The organism is Neobacillus drentensis, assembly GCF_021560175.1.
GTDB classification, from domain to species: Bacteria; Bacillota; Bacilli; order Bacillales; family Cytobacillaceae; genus Neobacillus; species Neobacillus drentensis_A.
Genome location: NZ_CP091110.1, coordinates 3,635,419 through 3,653,430, shown reverse-complemented (window position 1 = coordinate 3,653,430; position 18,012 = coordinate 3,635,419). Strand labels below are relative to the sequence as shown.

Annotated in this window: 9 protein-coding genes; 8 read left to right on the top strand and 1 reads right to left on the bottom strand. The window is 37.6% G+C overall.

The features are described from left to right. Positions 1 to 150 precede the first annotated feature (150 nt). Positions 151 to 2,451 carry a glycoside hydrolase family 2 protein gene (locus tag L1999_RS17150; RefSeq protein WP_235739659.1) on the top strand — a complete coding sequence of 767 codons (2,301 nt, stop codon included), beginning with the start codon at positions 151 to 153 and terminating at the stop codon, positions 2,449 to 2,451. A gap of 48 nt (positions 2,452 to 2,499) precedes the next feature. Here the strand turns inward: L1999_RS17150 and L1999_RS17145 are convergent, their stop codons facing one another. Further along, on the bottom strand, positions 2,500 to 3,729 hold the full coding sequence (locus tag L1999_RS17145; protein WP_235739658.1) for an AraC family transcriptional regulator: 1,230 nt from the start codon (positions 3,727 to 3,729) through the stop codon (positions 2,500 to 2,502). 443 nt (positions 3,730 to 4,172) lie between these two features. Between L1999_RS17145 and L1999_RS17140 the strand changes: the two genes are divergently transcribed. From L1999_RS17140 to L1999_RS17110, 7 genes are all read left to right on the top strand, one after another. Continuing rightward, complete coding sequence (locus L1999_RS17140) at positions 4,173 to 5,576, top strand: MFS transporter (protein WP_235739657.1); 1,404 nt, start codon at positions 4,173 to 4,175, stop codon at positions 5,574 to 5,576. Between the two features lie 224 nt (positions 5,577 to 5,800). Then, on the top strand, positions 5,801 to 8,434 hold the full coding sequence (locus L1999_RS17135) for a glycosylhydrolase-like jelly roll fold domain-containing protein (protein WP_235739656.1): 2,634 nt from the start codon (positions 5,801 to 5,803) through the stop codon (positions 8,432 to 8,434). Positions 8,435 to 8,481: 47 nt separating this feature from the next. Beyond that, positions 8,482 to 9,777: a glycoside hydrolase family 1 protein gene (locus L1999_RS17130; RefSeq protein ID WP_235739655.1), complete on the top strand. Its 1,296-nt coding sequence runs from the start codon at positions 8,482 to 8,484 to the stop codon at positions 9,775 to 9,777. Positions 9,778 to 10,098: 321 nt separating this feature from the next. Then, positions 10,099 to 10,770, top strand: a complete 672-nt coding sequence (locus tag L1999_RS17125; protein WP_235739654.1) for a response regulator transcription factor — start codon at positions 10,099 to 10,101, stop codon at positions 10,768 to 10,770. Then, positions 10,767 to 11,846, top strand: coding sequence for a HAMP domain-containing sensor histidine kinase (locus L1999_RS17120; protein ID WP_235739653.1), 1,080 nt, complete (start codon positions 10,767 to 10,769; stop codon positions 11,844 to 11,846). The genes L1999_RS17125 and L1999_RS17120 overlap by 4 nt, the downstream gene beginning before the upstream one ends. Positions 11,847 to 12,152: 306 nt before the next feature. Beyond that, positions 12,153 to 14,372, top strand: a complete 2,220-nt coding sequence (locus tag L1999_RS17115; protein WP_235739652.1) for an MMPL family transporter — start codon at positions 12,153 to 12,155, stop codon at positions 14,370 to 14,372. A gap of 1,148 nt (positions 14,373 to 15,520) precedes the next feature. Next, the gene (locus tag L1999_RS17110) at positions 15,521 to 17,959 is read left to right on the top strand and encodes a glycoside hydrolase family 2 TIM barrel-domain containing protein (RefSeq protein WP_235739651.1); all 2,439 of its coding nucleotides are present in this window, start codon (positions 15,521 to 15,523) and stop codon (positions 17,957 to 17,959) included. Positions 17,960 to 18,012: the final 53 nt, after the last annotated feature.

Sequence of the window (18,012 nt, the reverse complement as noted above, 5' to 3'; positions counted from 1 at the left end):
TTTTTATTAATATTAGAGCATAACATTGATGTTTTTTCAGAAGGATTAAGGAGGATAAATGAATCGAGCCACGCAAGTTCTGAAATCATTAACAATAAATAGGTTTGAAATATCTTATTACGATAAACAGATAAAACGGAGGGCAGTTTCATGAGAAGAGTTATTAATTTAAATAATAATTGGAAGTTTATCCGGCAGGATGAAGGACAGGCAATGAATCGGAATTGGAATGATGAGGACTGGGAGGTAGTAAATGTCCCGCATACTTGGAATGCCATCGATGGCGCCAACGGATTAAATTATTATAAGGGAGCTTGCTGGTATAGAAAAGAAATTTTCATAGACAGTTTAGCGAATGGTAATAAAGTATTTATTGAATTCAATGGTTCAAACAGTATTACAGATGTTTATGTTAACGGTCAGTACATAGGGCAGCACAAAGGTGGCTATTCCACTTTTAGGTTTGATATAACAGAAGCAGTAAAATATGGCAGTAAGAATATTTTATCAGTAAAAGTTGATAACACTGTCGTTGATGATGTTTATCCACAAAAAGCGGATTTCACCTTCTACGGCGGAATCTACCGAGATGTAAACATAATTATTGCTAATCCAGTTCACTTTGATCTAATGGATTATGGTTCAACTGGAGTATATATGATTCAAGAAGAAGTAAATCATGAGAAAGCCTCTTTAAATATAAAAGCGGGTTTAGTGAATGCCAATCAAGAAGATAAGAAGGTAAGACTATGGGCTGATATTTTGGATGCTGGTGGTAATCTTGTTTCATATGCAGCAAAAGAGGTAATCATACCTGCAGGAGAAACAAAATTGGTAGAAATGCCTGCTGCTATTGAGAATCCAACCCTATGGAATGGCAGAAAGAATCCCTATTTGTATGAAGCAAGAGTATCTATCCAAAGTTTCAATGATACCATTGATGAGCTATCCATCCCTTTTGGTGTAAGATATTTTAGTGTTGACCCAGAAAAAGGATTTTTCTTAAATGGTGAGCCTCTTCGCTTAAATGGTGTTTCCAGGCATCAGGACAGAAAAGACATGGGCTGGGCAATTACAGAAAAAGATAAAATAGAAGACATGGAACTAATCAAGGAGATTGGAGCAACTTCTATCAGGCTTGCTCACTATCAGCATGATCAGTTTTTCTATGATTTGTGTGACCGCGAAGGCATGGTGATTTGGGCGGAAATTCCTTTTATTTCGGTCATGTCCAATTCTGAATTGGAAGGAATGAATGCCAAGCAGCAGATGATTGAATTAATCAGGCAAAACTTTAATCATCCCTCCATTATGTTCTGGGGAATCCAGAATGAAATTCAAATTGGCGGAGACAGACCTGAAGTCAGAAGACTTGTGAAGGATCTTAACCAGTTAACCAAACTGGAGGACCCAACCAGACTGTCGACCATGGCCAATGTTTCGTTTGTCGAGGAGTCAGACGAATACAATTTTATTACGGATATCCTTGGATTTAATCACTATTTTGGCTGGTATACCGGTATACCGGAAGAATTTTCGGATTGGATTGACAGCTTCCATAAAGTGAATCCAAATGTGGCTTTAGGCATATCAGAATACGGTGCAGAGGGAATTGTCGAATATCACAATAATGATCCAAAGGTAAGAGATTATTCCGAAGAGTACCATGCATTATGCCATGAAAAAATTTGGAAGATCTTCGAGAAACGCCCGTTCCTTTGGGGAACCTATGTCTGGAATATGTTCGATTTTGGAGCCAATATCCGGGATGAAGGCGGAGTTAAGGGCAGAAACAATAAAGGTTTGGTGACATACGACAGAAGGATTAAAAAGGATGCTTTTTATATGTACAAAGCTCATTGGAGTGAGGAAAAGTTCGTTCATATTACAAGCAAACGATTTGTAGATAGAGAGGCAGAGTCTATCGATCTCAAAATCTATTCTAATTGCCAAGAGGTCACTCTTTTTGTGAACGGAAAAGAAATGAAAACAATTGTTAGTGATGATAGAGTCTTTATTTTTGAAAATATACCGTTAAAAGAGGGAATAACCGTAATTAGAGTAGTCAGCAGTCAAGAAGGGTCTTTAATTGAAGATACTACGTTTTTCAATAAGGTAGCTGAGCCAAACCTCAGCTATGAGGCACCAGATGATGGAAAGGGAAAAGCAGCAGAAAACTGGTTTCAAATGCCGGACTTTAGTGATGTGGTAGTTGAAGAAATTGAGATTGCGGATGATGTATACTCCACTCGTTGTACATTCGGAGATATTGTAAATAATGAAGAAGCTAAGGCAGTACTAAGAAAATACATGGGAAAACTGGATGAACATCCTATGTTCGCCATGACAGTAGGGATGACGGTTGACCAGGTATCCAAGATGGCAAAAGAGGTTTACACCGAAAAAATGATGTATATGCTTAATAAAGATTTAACTAAGATAAAAAAATAGTAAGTTATCGGATCGAGGCTGTCTGCAGACAGCCTCTTTTTGTTGATATTAACTATTCTGCTTTCTATATTCAGAGGGAGTAACCCCTTTCAATTTCTTAAAGACCTTCGTAAAATAATTCACATCATTAAAGCCCACTGTAAAAGCAACATCTGTAATCGAAATATGATCATTTTCCAGGATGTATATGGCCTCGTTAATTCTTCGATTGTTTATATATTCAGTAATATTCTTGCCCGTTTCCTTTTTAAATTGTCTGGAAAGTTCATAGGAACTAAGGTTGAGAGCACTTGAAATAGAATCCAAGCTGAGATCCTGATTTAAATTGATCCGGATATATTCGACAGATCTACGTATTGCAGAACTATAGTTTTTTAATGAAAGTTTTCTAACTGCATCACAATAACCAAATTGCATCGATTGAAATAACTCTCTTATTTGATTTAGTGATGAACATTTTTCTATTTGTACGGCGAATTTCGATGATAAACTATCAAGATAGATGGGGTGAACCCCGCCTTTTTCAGCTGCTTTCCTGAGTAACGTATTTAACACAAACCCATTATTTTTAACAGACCGTAAAGGGTCGTTTGGAACCCGGTCAGGAACACTAGTCATGATCGATTTGTTTTCTATTAGGATTGAATTATATAACTCTATGTTTCCTGACTCTACAGCATACAGCATCTCATTTTCCTTACGGTATCTTTTTTCAATCGTTTCCATTGCCTGTTCTGTATTCTCTCTTATTATTTCATAAGGTACAGGATTTTCCGATTGAATGTCATAGGATAAGGTCCCTGTTTTTGAATTTGTAAAATTGTAAGAATGATAAGTTGATACCAAGTAGGTTAAAAATTCAGCGGTATTATTCGCCTTACTAGTACTCATAATGGGCAGGGTCAAATAATACTGTTTCATGATGTTTTTTAGGGAAATGGCCATTTTGTTTTCTGAAACAATCGACTCAATCATTAATATGGTGGGTTCTTCAAGAAGAAACGGACCTACCACTATACTTCCTATATACTCTCCATCGTCATGTACTTTAGCCGAAATAAAATTAAGTCTATAAGAATTAGAGTGAAATAACACATCGAATCCAGAATCATGAAGGTTCAGATAATCGACCATCTCGGAAAAATATGGCCTTAAAGACTCTGGGGTTGCTGAAAGACCATACTCCAAATTTATTTTTGACGTGTTATCGATAAAATAAGTATCCATACTGGAAAATTGAAAGGCAAATTTGCAGAGTTTCTCAATTTTGTTTACCATATGGGCTATAAATTCTCCTTTTTAGATACTGGACAAAATACCTAATTTAAATTATATGAATTTTACGACTAAACACAAGATATTACGAGATAAATAAAGCGATTTCAAATAATCTAAACCTAGATATTCAGCAAAGTCTAGTGCCGATTAGATTAATGTAAGAACGTCAAAAAACGGAGATGAAGAATTTAGGAGGGGGAAAAGAGAATAGAAAATCTTAGCTACAAGATTATTGTACAAATTTCTACTGTTAAACACAAGAAATTACGAGAGTCTAAAAAAGTATTAATTTATGATTAAGTCGAACAGAGAATGTAAACGGTTACTATTAATTGGGGGGATAGAATTATTTTGTCAGACGGTTAGATGCAAGTATGATCGTTTGTCTTAGTTTTTTTTATGGGGATGGGGAAATAATTTTTATTGAAAAGGGGCGTGTATGAATGAATTCAACTGAAGTAATTCAAAGTGTCAATGTTGTTGAACCGGAAGAAAGGAAGCTTAAATTCGGCGAAAAGTTAGCAGCCGTTATCAATGGAACTACGGGTGTTTTTCATAGTCAAGTGATTCAAATGTTTCTGCTCTTCTATTATACTGATATTATGGAAATTAGTGCTGCCTATGTGGCCGGATTATTCCTTGTTGCACGTATTGTCGATGCATTTTTGGCTCCTATTTTTGGTATATATATTGACAAAGTAGATACTCGTTGGGGTAAATACAAGCCGTGGTATATTTGGACTGGCGCCCTTATTGGGGTTTTTGGCTGGCTTACCTTTACCAATCCTAATTTGGGGCATACTGGAAATATAATATATGCCACAATCACCTATTTTATTTATAGTGGACTTAAGTCAATGGAACAAGCACCAGCAAACGCGTTGATACCTGCTATATCTAAAAGTGTTAAGGATAGAATATCGATTAATCAAATTGGTTATTTTTTTATGATGATTGCGATTTTAATCGCACAAATAGGTATCCAGCCATTATATAAAAGAGTAGGTGGCGGTAATCCTGCGCTTGGATTCTCCGTAATCATGGGAGTGGTTGCAGTTATTGGTATATTAATAGCTGCATTCCAGCAATATTCGATTAAGGAAAGATATATTGCTCCTGTCATAAAAGATGAAGATAGACCTTCTATTAAGGAAATGATTGTAGCACTTATTAAAAACAAATATGCTTTAATTGTCTTTATCTATGTATTTGCTATTAATTTAGCGGGAGGTATAAGATCTGGCCTCACCATTTATTATTTCAAATACTTTTTCCATAATGAAGGTTTGATGGTTATTGCCGGCATGATTGGTATGCTCCCAACCCTCATTGGTGTAGCATTCAGTCCTATGGTAACTAAACGGATTGGTATTAGAAAAAATTTACTTATCGGTATTATTGTTGGTGCGATTACTACGGCTGCCATTGTATTTGTTCCACCAACATCAGCAGGTGTAACAATGTATTTAGTCCTGTCTGCGTTCGGCAGCTTATTTGCTGGACTGTCAACCCCAGCACAAGGTACGATGATGCCAGCGGCAATTGATTATTCGGAGTGGAAAACCGGGAAAAATATGAACGCATTTATGGGGTCTTTCTTAGGATTTTTGCAAACGTTCGCTACCGCCATTTCTGGTGCAATCGCTGCAGGTTCGCTTTCTGTTATTGGGTATGTAGCTGGAGCGGCAGAACAAAGTAGTTCTACACTGTTAGGCTTTAAGCTGTTAATGAGTGTTATACCGGCTGTTGTAACATTACTTCAATTAGCTGTTCTCTGGTTTGACCTTTCAGAGAGTAAGCAGGCCGAGATTACGAATGAACTAGCGGAACGGAGAAAGAATGCTTAAGATTAGTAAAAAACTGGAATAGCTTATCAACCAATAAGAGTATTATACATAGGTAAATCTATGTAAAATACTCTTCTTTAATGATTTTAGTACATGATTTTACGGAAATACGCAAAAAAATACGAGAGGGAAAGTGCGGATTTGATTATTATTAAAACATGAGATTAATCAAATACAGTTATGTAAACGGTTCAAAATAAGCTTATATTTAATGAGGTGAAAATATGTCAACTAGATTAAATGATGTGTTAAATGGTAAGGAAGAGAATTATATCTTACCTTTTTTCTGGCAGCATGGTGAAGAGGAAGAAGTACTTAGAGAAGAAATGGCCCGTATTCATGAGTCAAAAATACGAGCGGTGTGTGTGGAGGCACGACCGCATCCCGATTTTCTTGGTCCCAAATGGTGGAAAGACATGGATATTATTCTGGAGGAAGCAAGAGCGCGTGATATGCGTGTATGGATCCTTGACGACGACCATTTTCCAACCGGTCATGCAGCGGGCCGTTTGAAGGATGCCCCTAAAGAACTGCGCAGGCTTTTTATTTCGGTCGATCATATTGATGCAGTGGGACCACGAAGCAGCAGTTCTTTTATGGTAGCGCCAATGCCTTACGTTCCGGGTTATTTCGAAACAGGTGGAGGCATCATTTCCGCAGTAATAGCCATTAAACGTGAGCAGAAAACTGGCGAATTAACAGACGTCATTGAGGATTTAACAGCAAAAGTAGAGAATGGGAAGCTTTACTGGGATGTTCCAGAGGGGTATTGGAGAATCTTCACCATTACTGAAAATGATAAAAACGGAGATGCCAAGAAGAAGGATTACCTGAATCCTTTGGTAAAGGAATCGGTTCGAGTGTTGATAGATACCGTCCATGAGGCCTTTTACGATCGGTATCGTGAAGACTTTGGGCATACCATTGCGGGATTTTTCTCTGATGAACCTGGTTTCTATAATGATAAGGATACGTTTGACTATGAATCAAAACTTGGTAAAAAAGGGGTTACTTTACCTTGGAGTGCCGAAATGGATCGAATGCTTGAAGAAGAGTTTGGTTCTGACTTCAAGAAGTACTTACCGTTTCTTTGGCATGATGGCGGAGAGATGATGTCGAAAATTCGTTTCAGTTATATGAATCTAGTAAGTAAGCTATATGCGGAAAATTTTACCATGCAGATTGGTGATTGGTGCAGGGAGCACGGTGTTGAGTATATTGGCCATATTCTAGAGGACAACAATATACATACTAGATTAGGAGCTGGTACAGGGCATTTCTTCAGAGCATTGGGAGGACAGGATATGTCTGGACTTGACGTTGTACTCTGGCAGCTTAATCCAGGTTACGATGAAATTCCTTCTAGAAGTTTCTCGGGACAAGCCGATAACGAGTTTTATAATTATGGATTGGCTAAAATGGCCGTTTCACTTGCCCATTTGGATCCGAAAAAGAAGGGACGTACCATGGCAGAAGTGTTTGGTGCCTATGGATGGGTTGAAGGGTTAAAACTAATGAAATGGCTTACTGACCATATGCTTGTTCGGGGTGTTAATTATTTTGTACCGCACGCTTTCTCGCCGAAGGAGTATCCGGATTATGATTGTCCGCCGCACATGTATGCGCGAGGGAAAAATCCTCAATACCGTTATTATCAATATTTGAATCAGTATACCAATCGAATGAGTCATCTCTTGTCAGGCGGTACGCATGTGGCATCTGCAGCTGTTCTATATCATGCGGAAGCAGAATGGTCAGGTGACTTTATGTATTTTCAAAAGCCTGTGAAGGAATTAATGAGAAACCAGATCGACTGCGATATTCTTCCATGTGATGCCATTATAGTGGATGTACACGTTCAAAAGGCAAAACTTGTTTCTCAAGAAGAAACTTTTGATTGCTTAATCGTTCCCTATTCTGAAGCATTACCAACTGGAGTGCTAAAACGATTTGCTGAATTTGCTCAACAAGGTCTTCCAATTTTCTTTATCGATGGATTACCTCAACGTACATGTGAAGGTGAAGTAATAGACGATGTAATGGAGCTTTTAGGAGCAAACGAAAACGTTGAAGTCATTTTATTAGAGGGCCTAGCTGAAAAAATGAAAAACACTGGATTCTATGATATCCAAGTAAAAGATCGCCAGCCATATTTACGTTATTATCATGTGAACCAAAAGGAAATGGATGTCTTCATGTTCTTTAATGAGCATCCTATTCATGAGATAGAGACTGAGGTGGAGCTGCCACTTACAGGGAAAGTATTGTTCTATGATGCATATGAGAATATTGTCAGGGATGCTCCTGTTCGCACAGAGGGAGTGAAGTCTTTTGTTTCTATTAAATTAGCACCATTTGAAACGATTGTAGTGGTTTCTGGTACTGACCTTTCAGGAATAGAGGGTAGACCTTGTTTAAATAAACTGCAAATTGCTTCTACGGTAGAAAGTCATTGGTCACTTTCAACCGCAACGTCTTTGCAATATCCGGGATTTACCCTTTGGGGACAACTTGAATTGTTATCAGATATAAGCCGTCTTGAAAGTTTGCAGACTTTTTCTGGAACTATGAGGTACGAAACAGAATTGAATTGGAAAACTGAAGAGAAACGAGTAGTGATTGATCTTGGAGATGTTTATGAAACAGCTGAAGTTTTCGTAAATGGTGAGTCTCTAGGCGTTCGGATTTCCGCTCCATATCAGTTTGAAATAAGCGGATTTCTTCAAGAGGGGGGAAACTCACTTGTTGTCGAGGTAACTAATACCCTTGTGAAGGAAAACCCTGACACGCTTTCGCGGGTAGCACAGCATGAGCCAAGCGGACTGATAGGACCCGTTCGTATATTGGTTGAAGAATAATAGTTGTAATAATAATAAAAGATTAATAGGACAGGAAGGGAATCACGATGAGAAAATTTACTAATGATTTTATGATGGGGGCTGCAACAGCGGCACACCAAGTGGAAGGTAATAATGTCAGCAGTGATTTTTGGACAATGGAACATATCCCTGGGACCATGTACAAAGAGCCGTCCTTGGATGCCGTGGATCATTATCATAAGTACAAAGAGGATATTCAGTTTTTAGTTGATGCTGGTTTGAATACCTATCGATTTTCAATTGAATGGGCGAGAATTGAACCATCTAAAGGCAACTTTGATCAAAATGAAATTGAACATTACAGACAAGTCCTAGAGTTCTGTCATCAAAATAATGTGACACCGATTGTGACCTTACATCATTTTTCCTCACCTAAATGGCTGATATCCGAGGGTGGATGGGAAAGTGAATCAACAATTGAGTACTTCGGGAATTATTGTCGCTATGTTGTTTCAAAATTGGGCGATTTAATTCCTTATATTTGTACCATAAATGAGGCCAATATGGGTAAGCAGATCGCCAAGATCATGAAAAGAATGACAAGTGCTAATAGTAAGAACTCGAGCAAAAAAGAGGAAAGTGTAGATGTCCAAGTTGGTCTGAATGTGGATATGAAAGCGAAAATGGAGCAATATTTTAGTGCTTTGGGAGAAGCCTTCGGAATTGATCCGAGGAAAGTGCAGCCTTTCCTTTCACCAAGAACGGAAAATGGTGAACTTATCATTATGAAATGCCATGAAAAAGCAAGAAACGTAATCAAAGAAGTCAATCCAACTATCAAGGTCGGAATTACGTTTTCACTTTATGATCATCAAGCGCTGCCTGGTGGAGAATCCTCCGTTGAAAAAGAGCAGTACGAGGACTTTCTAAACTATCTGCCGTTTCTTCAAGAGGATGACTTTTTAGGAGTGCAAAATTACTCTCGAAAGATTCATGGGCCAGATGGAGTTGTTCAACCGGATGAGAATACTAGAGTAACAAAAATGGGGTATGAATTTTATCCAGAGGCGTTAGGTAATGTTATTCGATTTGTAGCGAAACATTGGGAAAAGCCAATCATTGTTACTGAAAATGGTATCTCTACAGATAACGATGCAGATAGAGTCGAGTTTATCGAACGGGCACTAAATGGGGTATATCAGTGTATTGAAGAAGGAATCCATGTGATTGGATACACCTACTGGTCATTATTAGATAATTTTGAGTGGCAATTAGGTTATGCTCAAACATTTGGTTTGATAGCAGTTGATCGATCCACACAAACTAGATATCCAAAGGAAAGTCTATCCTATTTGGGACATATAAAGAAGTCTGGGCTTTAATGTTTTAAGTAAATACAATGAATTAAATGATAAAATCCGCGTTCCGATGTGAATAGCGGATTTTTTATTTATGTGAATTGAGTCTAAAATAGTTAGGGAATTCTTGAATTATATGGAAAATTTAAGGATAATGGAATCTTATTAAATACCTCACAACCGAACTAGTTTAGATAAAGAAGTTGTTACAACTGATATTATTTTGTTTAACATTTCTTTAACATTTATATGATATAGTGGCAAACGATAAATATTTAAACTAGATTGTAGTGTTTTTTTTCATGTATGAAAAAGAGTTAGTTTATAGAAAGGCGTGAAAATGTGATGGCAAATATACTGGTGGTTGAAGATGACGTAAAGCTCAATCAGATTGTATGTACCTATATAAATGATAATGGTTACCATGCGACAGGTTGTTTTAATCCTAGCGAAGCTTATGATCTAATGTATAACTGTTTATATGATTTAATTATTTCAGATATCATGATGCCAGAAATTGATGGGTTTGAGTTCGCCGAGACGGTTCGAAATATTAATCAAACGATACCCATTTTATTTATGACAGCCCGTGATGATATTAAATCAAAACAAAAAGGGTTTCGGGCTGGAATCGATGATTATATGGTAAAACCAATCAATATGGATGAATTGTTAATGCGAGTGGGTGCGCTGCTTCGAAGAGCAAATATTGCCAATGAGAGAAAACTTACTGTAGGTAGCCTTGTTATGAATGCAGATGAAATGACAGCAACTTTTGCTGATGAGGAAATTCCAGTTACGGTAAGAGAATTCAATATCCTTTATAAATTGTTATCATATCCAAAGCATACCTTTTCACGTGCACAATTAATGGATGAGTTTTGGGGAGTGGAAAGCAATACAAGCCTTAGGGCGGTGGACGTATATATCACAAAGCTTAGGGATAAATTTTCTGGTTGCGACGATTTCAAAATTGTGACAGTTCACGGTCTTGGGTATAAAGCGGTGCTGGCATGAGTAAAGAAAAAAGTAAAAATAAGATGAAAGATATAAGGGTTAATACAAAACATAACTCTTTAAAGCAATTTGTATGGACATACTTGGTCTTGTCTGTTTTGACGGCCGGCCAAACAATGATTTATCGAGCCTACGTCCCCCCGGAAAGATTACCGGAGGGGTATGTTTTCGGTATGATGGGATACTGGGCGATCGTTACCTTGATATTCTGTCTTGTAACTGCAAGACAGCGTTATCATGCCTATGACAAACCTATGCGGAAACTCAGCGAAGCGGCAAAAAAGGTGGCAGAGGGTGTTTACTCTGTCCAGCTTTCACCACTTCGGAAAGACGGAAAAAAGGATTATGTGGATGTTATGTTTGAGGATTTTAACAAAATGGTAGAAGAATTAGGAAGTACGGAAATGATGAAAAGTGATTTTATCGCAAGTGTTTCCCATGAAATCAAAACACCTCTTTCCGTTATTCAGAGCTATGCTATGGCATTACAGAAAGAAAATTTGATCTACGAGACGAGAAAAGAATATACAGATACTATTATAAGTGCATCCCAAAAGCTGACTGGGTTGGTAACAAATATCTTGAGGCTAAATAAATTGGAAAATCAGGAAATCCTTGCTTCAGTTCAATCCTATGATTTATGCAGACAGTTAAGCGAATGTGCATTGACTTTTGAAGAGCTGTGGGAGGAGAAAAATATCACATTTGAGGCAGACATTGAGGACCGTGCAATCATCTCTGCAGATGAAAGTATGCTAGAAATTGTATGGAACAATTTGTTTTCAAATGCAATCAAATTTACAGAACCTGGAGGAACTGTCAAACTGACGCAGACATCAGATTCTGATATGGTGACAGTCATTGTAGAGGACAGTGGATGTGGCATGAATGAAGAGACAGTTAAGCACATTTTTGATAAATTTTATCAAGGGGATACGTCTCATTCGCAGGAAGGAAACGGCCTCGGGCTTGCTCTTTCAAAGAAAGTCATTGAATTAATTGGGGGGAGCGTAATAGTAAAAAGTACGCCAGGGATTGGTACTATCTTTATAGTGAAATTTTTAAAAAATAAGTAGATATATCATCCAAAAAAGCTTTCTTTATTTGAAAGCTTTTTTTTGTTCATTCGAAAAAGCAATTTAATTAACAACTAAACCAATTTAATTAAATTGGAATTAACATTTCGTAAACATTTTACTGACATTTCATAAACAACTATGAATTATTATCATCCTACAGAAAGGGATTAGGAGATATTAAAGTGTTTTTTTCTGTAGGAGATTAAGGAGGAAAAAGATAATATTTAGAAGACTGTAAGTGCAAAAAATTATATTATATCGCTTTTTTTAAGTAATAACAGAGAATAAAGGAGAGATAAAAGAATGGCAAAATATCTTTATAAATTAGCTAACTGGTCAGTAAGAAATAGAAAAAAAGTATTCTTTAGTACTTTGGGAATCCTAATTGTTTTAGTTGGACTGGTGGCAAACCAAGGAATATCCTTCGTTGACGATGTTTCTATTCCGAATACACCAGCAGACAAGGCAGCAAAAGTGATTCAAAAAGAATTTCATGCACCCAAAGAATCAAATGCAACAGTTCAAATCGTGTTCAAAGCACCTAAAAATGAAACAATAGAATCAAAAGAGGTCCTGAGTAAAATAACATCAGTTCTTAACGACATAAAAAAAGATCCAACCGTTGATACAGTATCGGGACCAATGGAACTTAAAAATTTAAGTGAAAATAAAAAAATTGGTTATGCGGAAGTCAGGTATAAAGTTACAGCTAAAAAGTTCAAAGAGTCTTCTAAAAGTAAATTGTTAAATAGGATAGAAAAAACAAGAGATGCTGGAGTACAAACGGAGTTAACCGGCGATATAAGTTTTTCTGGCTCTGAAGCTTCCCAGGCTACTGAAGGAGTCGGAATTATTATCGCATATGTCATTTTGGCGATTACTTTTGCATCCTTTTTAGCTGCAGGACTACCCATTATTTCTGCTATATTAGGACTTGTTTTTGGTATTTTAATTATAGCGATTGGAACTCAGTTTGTAGATTTCCAAGCAGTTTCTCTTTCTTTGGCTGGTATGTTAGGACTAGCAGTAGGAATCGATTACGCTTTATTCATCATCACTCGTTTTAAACAACAACTTGGCAAAGGATCTTCCGTGCAAGAATCTATTGCGATTGCCATTGGAACTGCAGGTAGCGCCGTTGTATTTGCGGGATTAACTGTAATCATTGGTTTATTAGGATTGTCTGTTACAAAAATACCATTTTTAACAATGATGGGAATTGCGGCAGCTATAAGTATCTTCACATCCGTTTTAGTATCAATCATCTTATTGCCTGCTATTTTAGGAATGTTAGGTCATAAAATAAAACCATCAAAAAATAATAAAAAGACTACTCATGCTAAAAAAGTTAATTCAAATAAATGGGGACAATTTGTTACAAAACGTCCATTGGTAATATCAATTATTACAATTGGATTACTTGTATCTTGTACAATTCCTTTCTTTCATATGAATCTTGGACTTCCTACTGATGGAACGATAAAGTCAAAAGATACAACCGAAAGAAAAGCATATGACTTATTAACGGAAGGGTATGGAGAAGGAATTCATTCATCTTTAATTGTAGTAGCAAAAATAAAAGATGCTACGACTCAGACACCACAAGAGATAAGTAAAATTCAACAAGAATTAAGTCAATTATCTGATGTTAAAACGGTAAGCCCAGCCATTCCTGCACCATCTGGAAAGGTGTATATGATTAAAATAACACCTAAAACAGGTCCTAACGATACAGAAACCAAAAAATTGGTAAATAAAATTAGGAATATGTCTGATAAAACAGAAAAAGATTGTCAAATTCAACTGATGGTAACAGGTATTACAGCGGTTAATATTGATATTGCACAAAAACTAAACGATGCTTTACCTGTATTTGCCTCTCTTATTGTAGGACTCGCATATATTATTTTAGTTCTAGTATTTAGATCTCTATTAATTCCATTAAAAGCAGTATTAGGGTTTTTATTGTCATTGGGGGCGACATTTGGTTTCGTCGTGTTTGTCGTACAAGATAATCATTTCCTTAATCTCTTTGGCTTTCCTGCCCCTAGTGCTATATTAGCCTTTTTACCTGTAAACTTAATTGGAATATTGTTTGGGTTAGCAATGGATTATGAAATTTTCTTAGTTAGTAAAATGAGAGAAGTATATGTGCATACAGGTAATCCTCGTAAAGCTATTTTAGATGGATTGAAGGGAAGCGGAAAAGTTGTAACAGCAGCAGGATTAATTATGATGGCTGTATTTATCGGATTTATGATGACACCAGACGCAACGATTAAAGTAATAGCTTTGTCTCTTGCATTCGGAGTTTTCATTGATGCCTTTGTTGTTAGAATGACGTTAGTACCGGCCATTATGATGTTGATGGGGAAATCAGCTTGGTATTTGCCAAATTGGTTGGATAAAATATTGCCAAATATTGATATTGAAGGAGAAACCATTATGAAACACATTGATCAAAAAGCTAACACATCCAAAATTAAAGAAAGTGAAGAAATAAAAACAGCTTTTGGAAAATAGTCAGTGTTAATTTATCACAATCCGTATTTCTTTGGAAATGCGGATTTTTTTGTTTAAATTCTCTTACCGCAGTCTCTAAATCTTCCAGTAAGTTTTATATTTCAGGTACCTTAAAAGGCAAGAACCATTCCTTGGAACTAATAATGAAATTAACCAACTTTTGCGATGCTTTAGTATCCATTGTGCTGACTCAAAGTGCACTTCTTGTTATGAAAGGCATTGAAAGGGCATCCTATTATGACGGTATTTTCGGAGTTTTGGTTGGAATAGTGGTTATTATCATTGGTGTTATTTGTATTTTTCGGTCGGTTAAAAGCAATCAAGGAGTGTGATTAGCTGCAATCCTTTTTGGATTTCATCTAGAATAAAAAGGTGGTTTCAAATCTTTATCAACATGGATTTGAAGCTGCCTTTTTGATTTTAACAACAATTAATAGGAACTTTTGAATATTTTTCAGGATTAACATTTTGTTAACAATTCTTTGACAACTCCTAAACATTTTCAAACGATAATGGGTTCATCAAAAGAATTCAACTATAAAGGCAAATGGCTCAACAATTCCTGTTATTAAACAATATTAATCATGGAGGTAAATTTCAATGAAAAACAAGATATTATATGTAGCGGTTTACAGTGCATCAATTGTAGCCGGGTTTATTTTATTCGTTGCAGGCAAAATGGCACAAACAAAAACAAGTTAAAGGTGTTGGAATTAAAATTTATGTTAGGCTTCTAGGTCCGAAGTCAATATTGGTTTAATTACCAATATTAAGCATCGTCGATGTATTATTCAAATTATTCAATTATTAAGTTTGAGCAATCTCAAGCAAGTAAATTAAAGGAACAGGAATTAGTTTAACTGTTTGTGCCGATGATTTTAAATACAATCATCGGCTAATTTTACTTTGAAAAAGGCAGTATCAAACATGATTGCACTACCCAAACAAGAGAATGGGGGAGGTATAGGAGATCAACTAGTCATTAACCTCTAGAGAGGCAATTCATTAACTGAGAAGATTAAATAATCCCCAGAAATTGCGATTTGACGCAAGAAAATACGAGCACATCCATGTAATGTACATTACAATTTTTATAAAAGTGTTATCAAAATGATTATGAGATATTTCATAATAAAGGAGATTTCAATATGCTTAGACAAAATATCGATCAAGCTTGGGAGTTTGTGAATGATAAACCGTCTGCCATACCTGGATTAAGCCAGGCAGGAAAGACTGTACACCTACCACATGACTTTACCATAGAGACAGATACTTATCATGACGCTCCTGGCGGAAAATCAACAGGCTATTATGGTGGAGGAATAGGAACATATACGAAGACCCTAGATATTCCCGAAAACTTTGCGGATAAACGGATCATAGTCGAATTTGATGGCTCCTACATGAATACAACCGTGATATTGAATGGACATACCGTTGCCCGGCACCATTACGGTTATACTCCGTTTCATGCGGACCTTACTCCGTATATCAAACTAGGAAAACCAAACCGTCTTTCCGTAACAGTAAACAATGCTGCACAGCCGAATGCGCGCTGGTACACCGGATCAGGTCTTTATCGCCATGTTGACCTTCTTTCGGCACCGCAGATACATATAGCACCGTGGGGAATTTACGCCCACACTTCGCATATTGTAAACGGGACTGCCTTTGTCCTTGTAGAAACGACAGTGGAGAACCATAGTGCTGAAAATGCAAATCTGTGGGTGGATATAAAAATTGAGAAAAATTCCTGTGGGACAGAAGCGGGTGTCGGCAAGGTCAAATTACATATTCCTGCAGGCGAAAAGGTCGTGGGTCGGGTAATGGTTCCTGTTGAAAATGCTGAACTCTGGGATATTGAATCCCCAAATCTCTACAATATCACGGTTGACTTGACCGACAATGAAACAGTTATTGATAGTGACAGCACACAATTCGGTATCAGAACCATTTCCGTGGACACAAAGAATGGCTTTATGCTGAATGGACGCACAGTAAAACTCAAAGGCGGCTGTGTACATCATGACAACGGAATCCTCGGAGCTGCGTCATTTAAGGACAGTGAATACCGAAAGATGAAACTCCACAAAGACAACGGCTATAATGCCATCCGCTTTGCCCATAATCCAATGTCGAGGGACCTCCTGGATGCATGCAACCGTTTGGGTTTGCTTGTTATTAATGAGGCATTTGATGTTTGGACGATGGAGAAGAATACCCATGATTATAGTCAGTACTTTGAAGATGACTGGAAAGCCGATATGGAGTCATTCATTCTTCGTGACCGCAATAACCCCAGCGTGATTATGTGGTCGACTGGCAACGAAATCCCAGAACGTGGGGGATTATCCAATGGTTATGTTTGGGCTGCTAAATTAGCTGAATGGGTCCGTGAACTCGATCCAACCCGTCTCATAACCAATTCCTTATGCTCTTTCTTTAACGGACTAGATGACGAAGATCAAGTGAAATTTTATATGGAACTAATGAAACAACCTAAAACAATGGGAGGAGGTCTGTTCAACTTAGATTCTGACTTTGGGAAAAAGGTATGGGGTGAATATACGGAGGCATATGCTGCCCCATTGGATGTGGTCGGGCTCAATTATCTAAATTACCATTACGATGAGTTAGACGAATATCCGAACAGAGTTATCTGCGGCACAGAAAGTAAACCAATCGAAATGGATATCTACTGGAATGATGTGGAGCGGTACTCCCATGTAATCGGTGATTTCAATTGGACCAGCTACGATTACTTGGGGGAAGCCGGTCTTGGTAAAGTGGAATATGTTCTTCCTGACGAAGCTGAGGCTGCCTATAGGACAAGCCATTTATCCAAATATCCATGGCGTCTCGCTTATGATGCTGATTTTGACCTTTGTGGTTTTCCACGTCCACAGTTAGCTTACCGCAGGATTGTTTGGGGCTCTGATGAAACATTTATTGCTTCGTATGATCCTAAAAATAGCGGCAAGGTGGAAATCTTAGGCCGTTGGGGCTGGCCAGAAGTCGACAATGCATGGAGCTGGACAGGCTTTGAAGGAAAACCTGTTCAGGTTGATGTGTACTCAGCCGCAGAAGAAGTGGAACTGTTTCTAAACGGAAGGAGCCTTGGGAAAAAACCTGCTGGCAAAGAGAACCGCTTTACGGCAAAGTTTGAGCTTACCTTTGAACCAGGGACATTAGAAGCGGTAAGCTATTCCGCTGGTAAGAAAATTTCAACTGACACGGTAAGGTCCGCTGGCAAGCCTGCTGGAATACGTATTAGTCCGGAAAGGACTGAACTAACAGCAGACGGGCAGTCTCTTTGCTTCGCAGTTGTTGAAATTATTGATGTCGAGGGACAACTGGTGCCAACCGCTGAGCTTAAAGCCCATGCACAAGTAGAGGGAGACGCTACACTTGCTGGGTTTGGAACAGGCAGACCGCAAACGACAGAAAACTATACAAAAGGTGAGTTTACTTCGTTTAAGGGCAGACTGCTCGCGATTGTTCGGGCAGGGTATGATCCTGGCATTTCTGTTTTGACGGTCGGTGTGGAAGGGCTGGAGGCTGTTTCAGTTGAAATACCGGTAAAATAAGAATTACATGAGATAGAATCCAACTAGCATGTAAGAATCAGTATTAACATGCA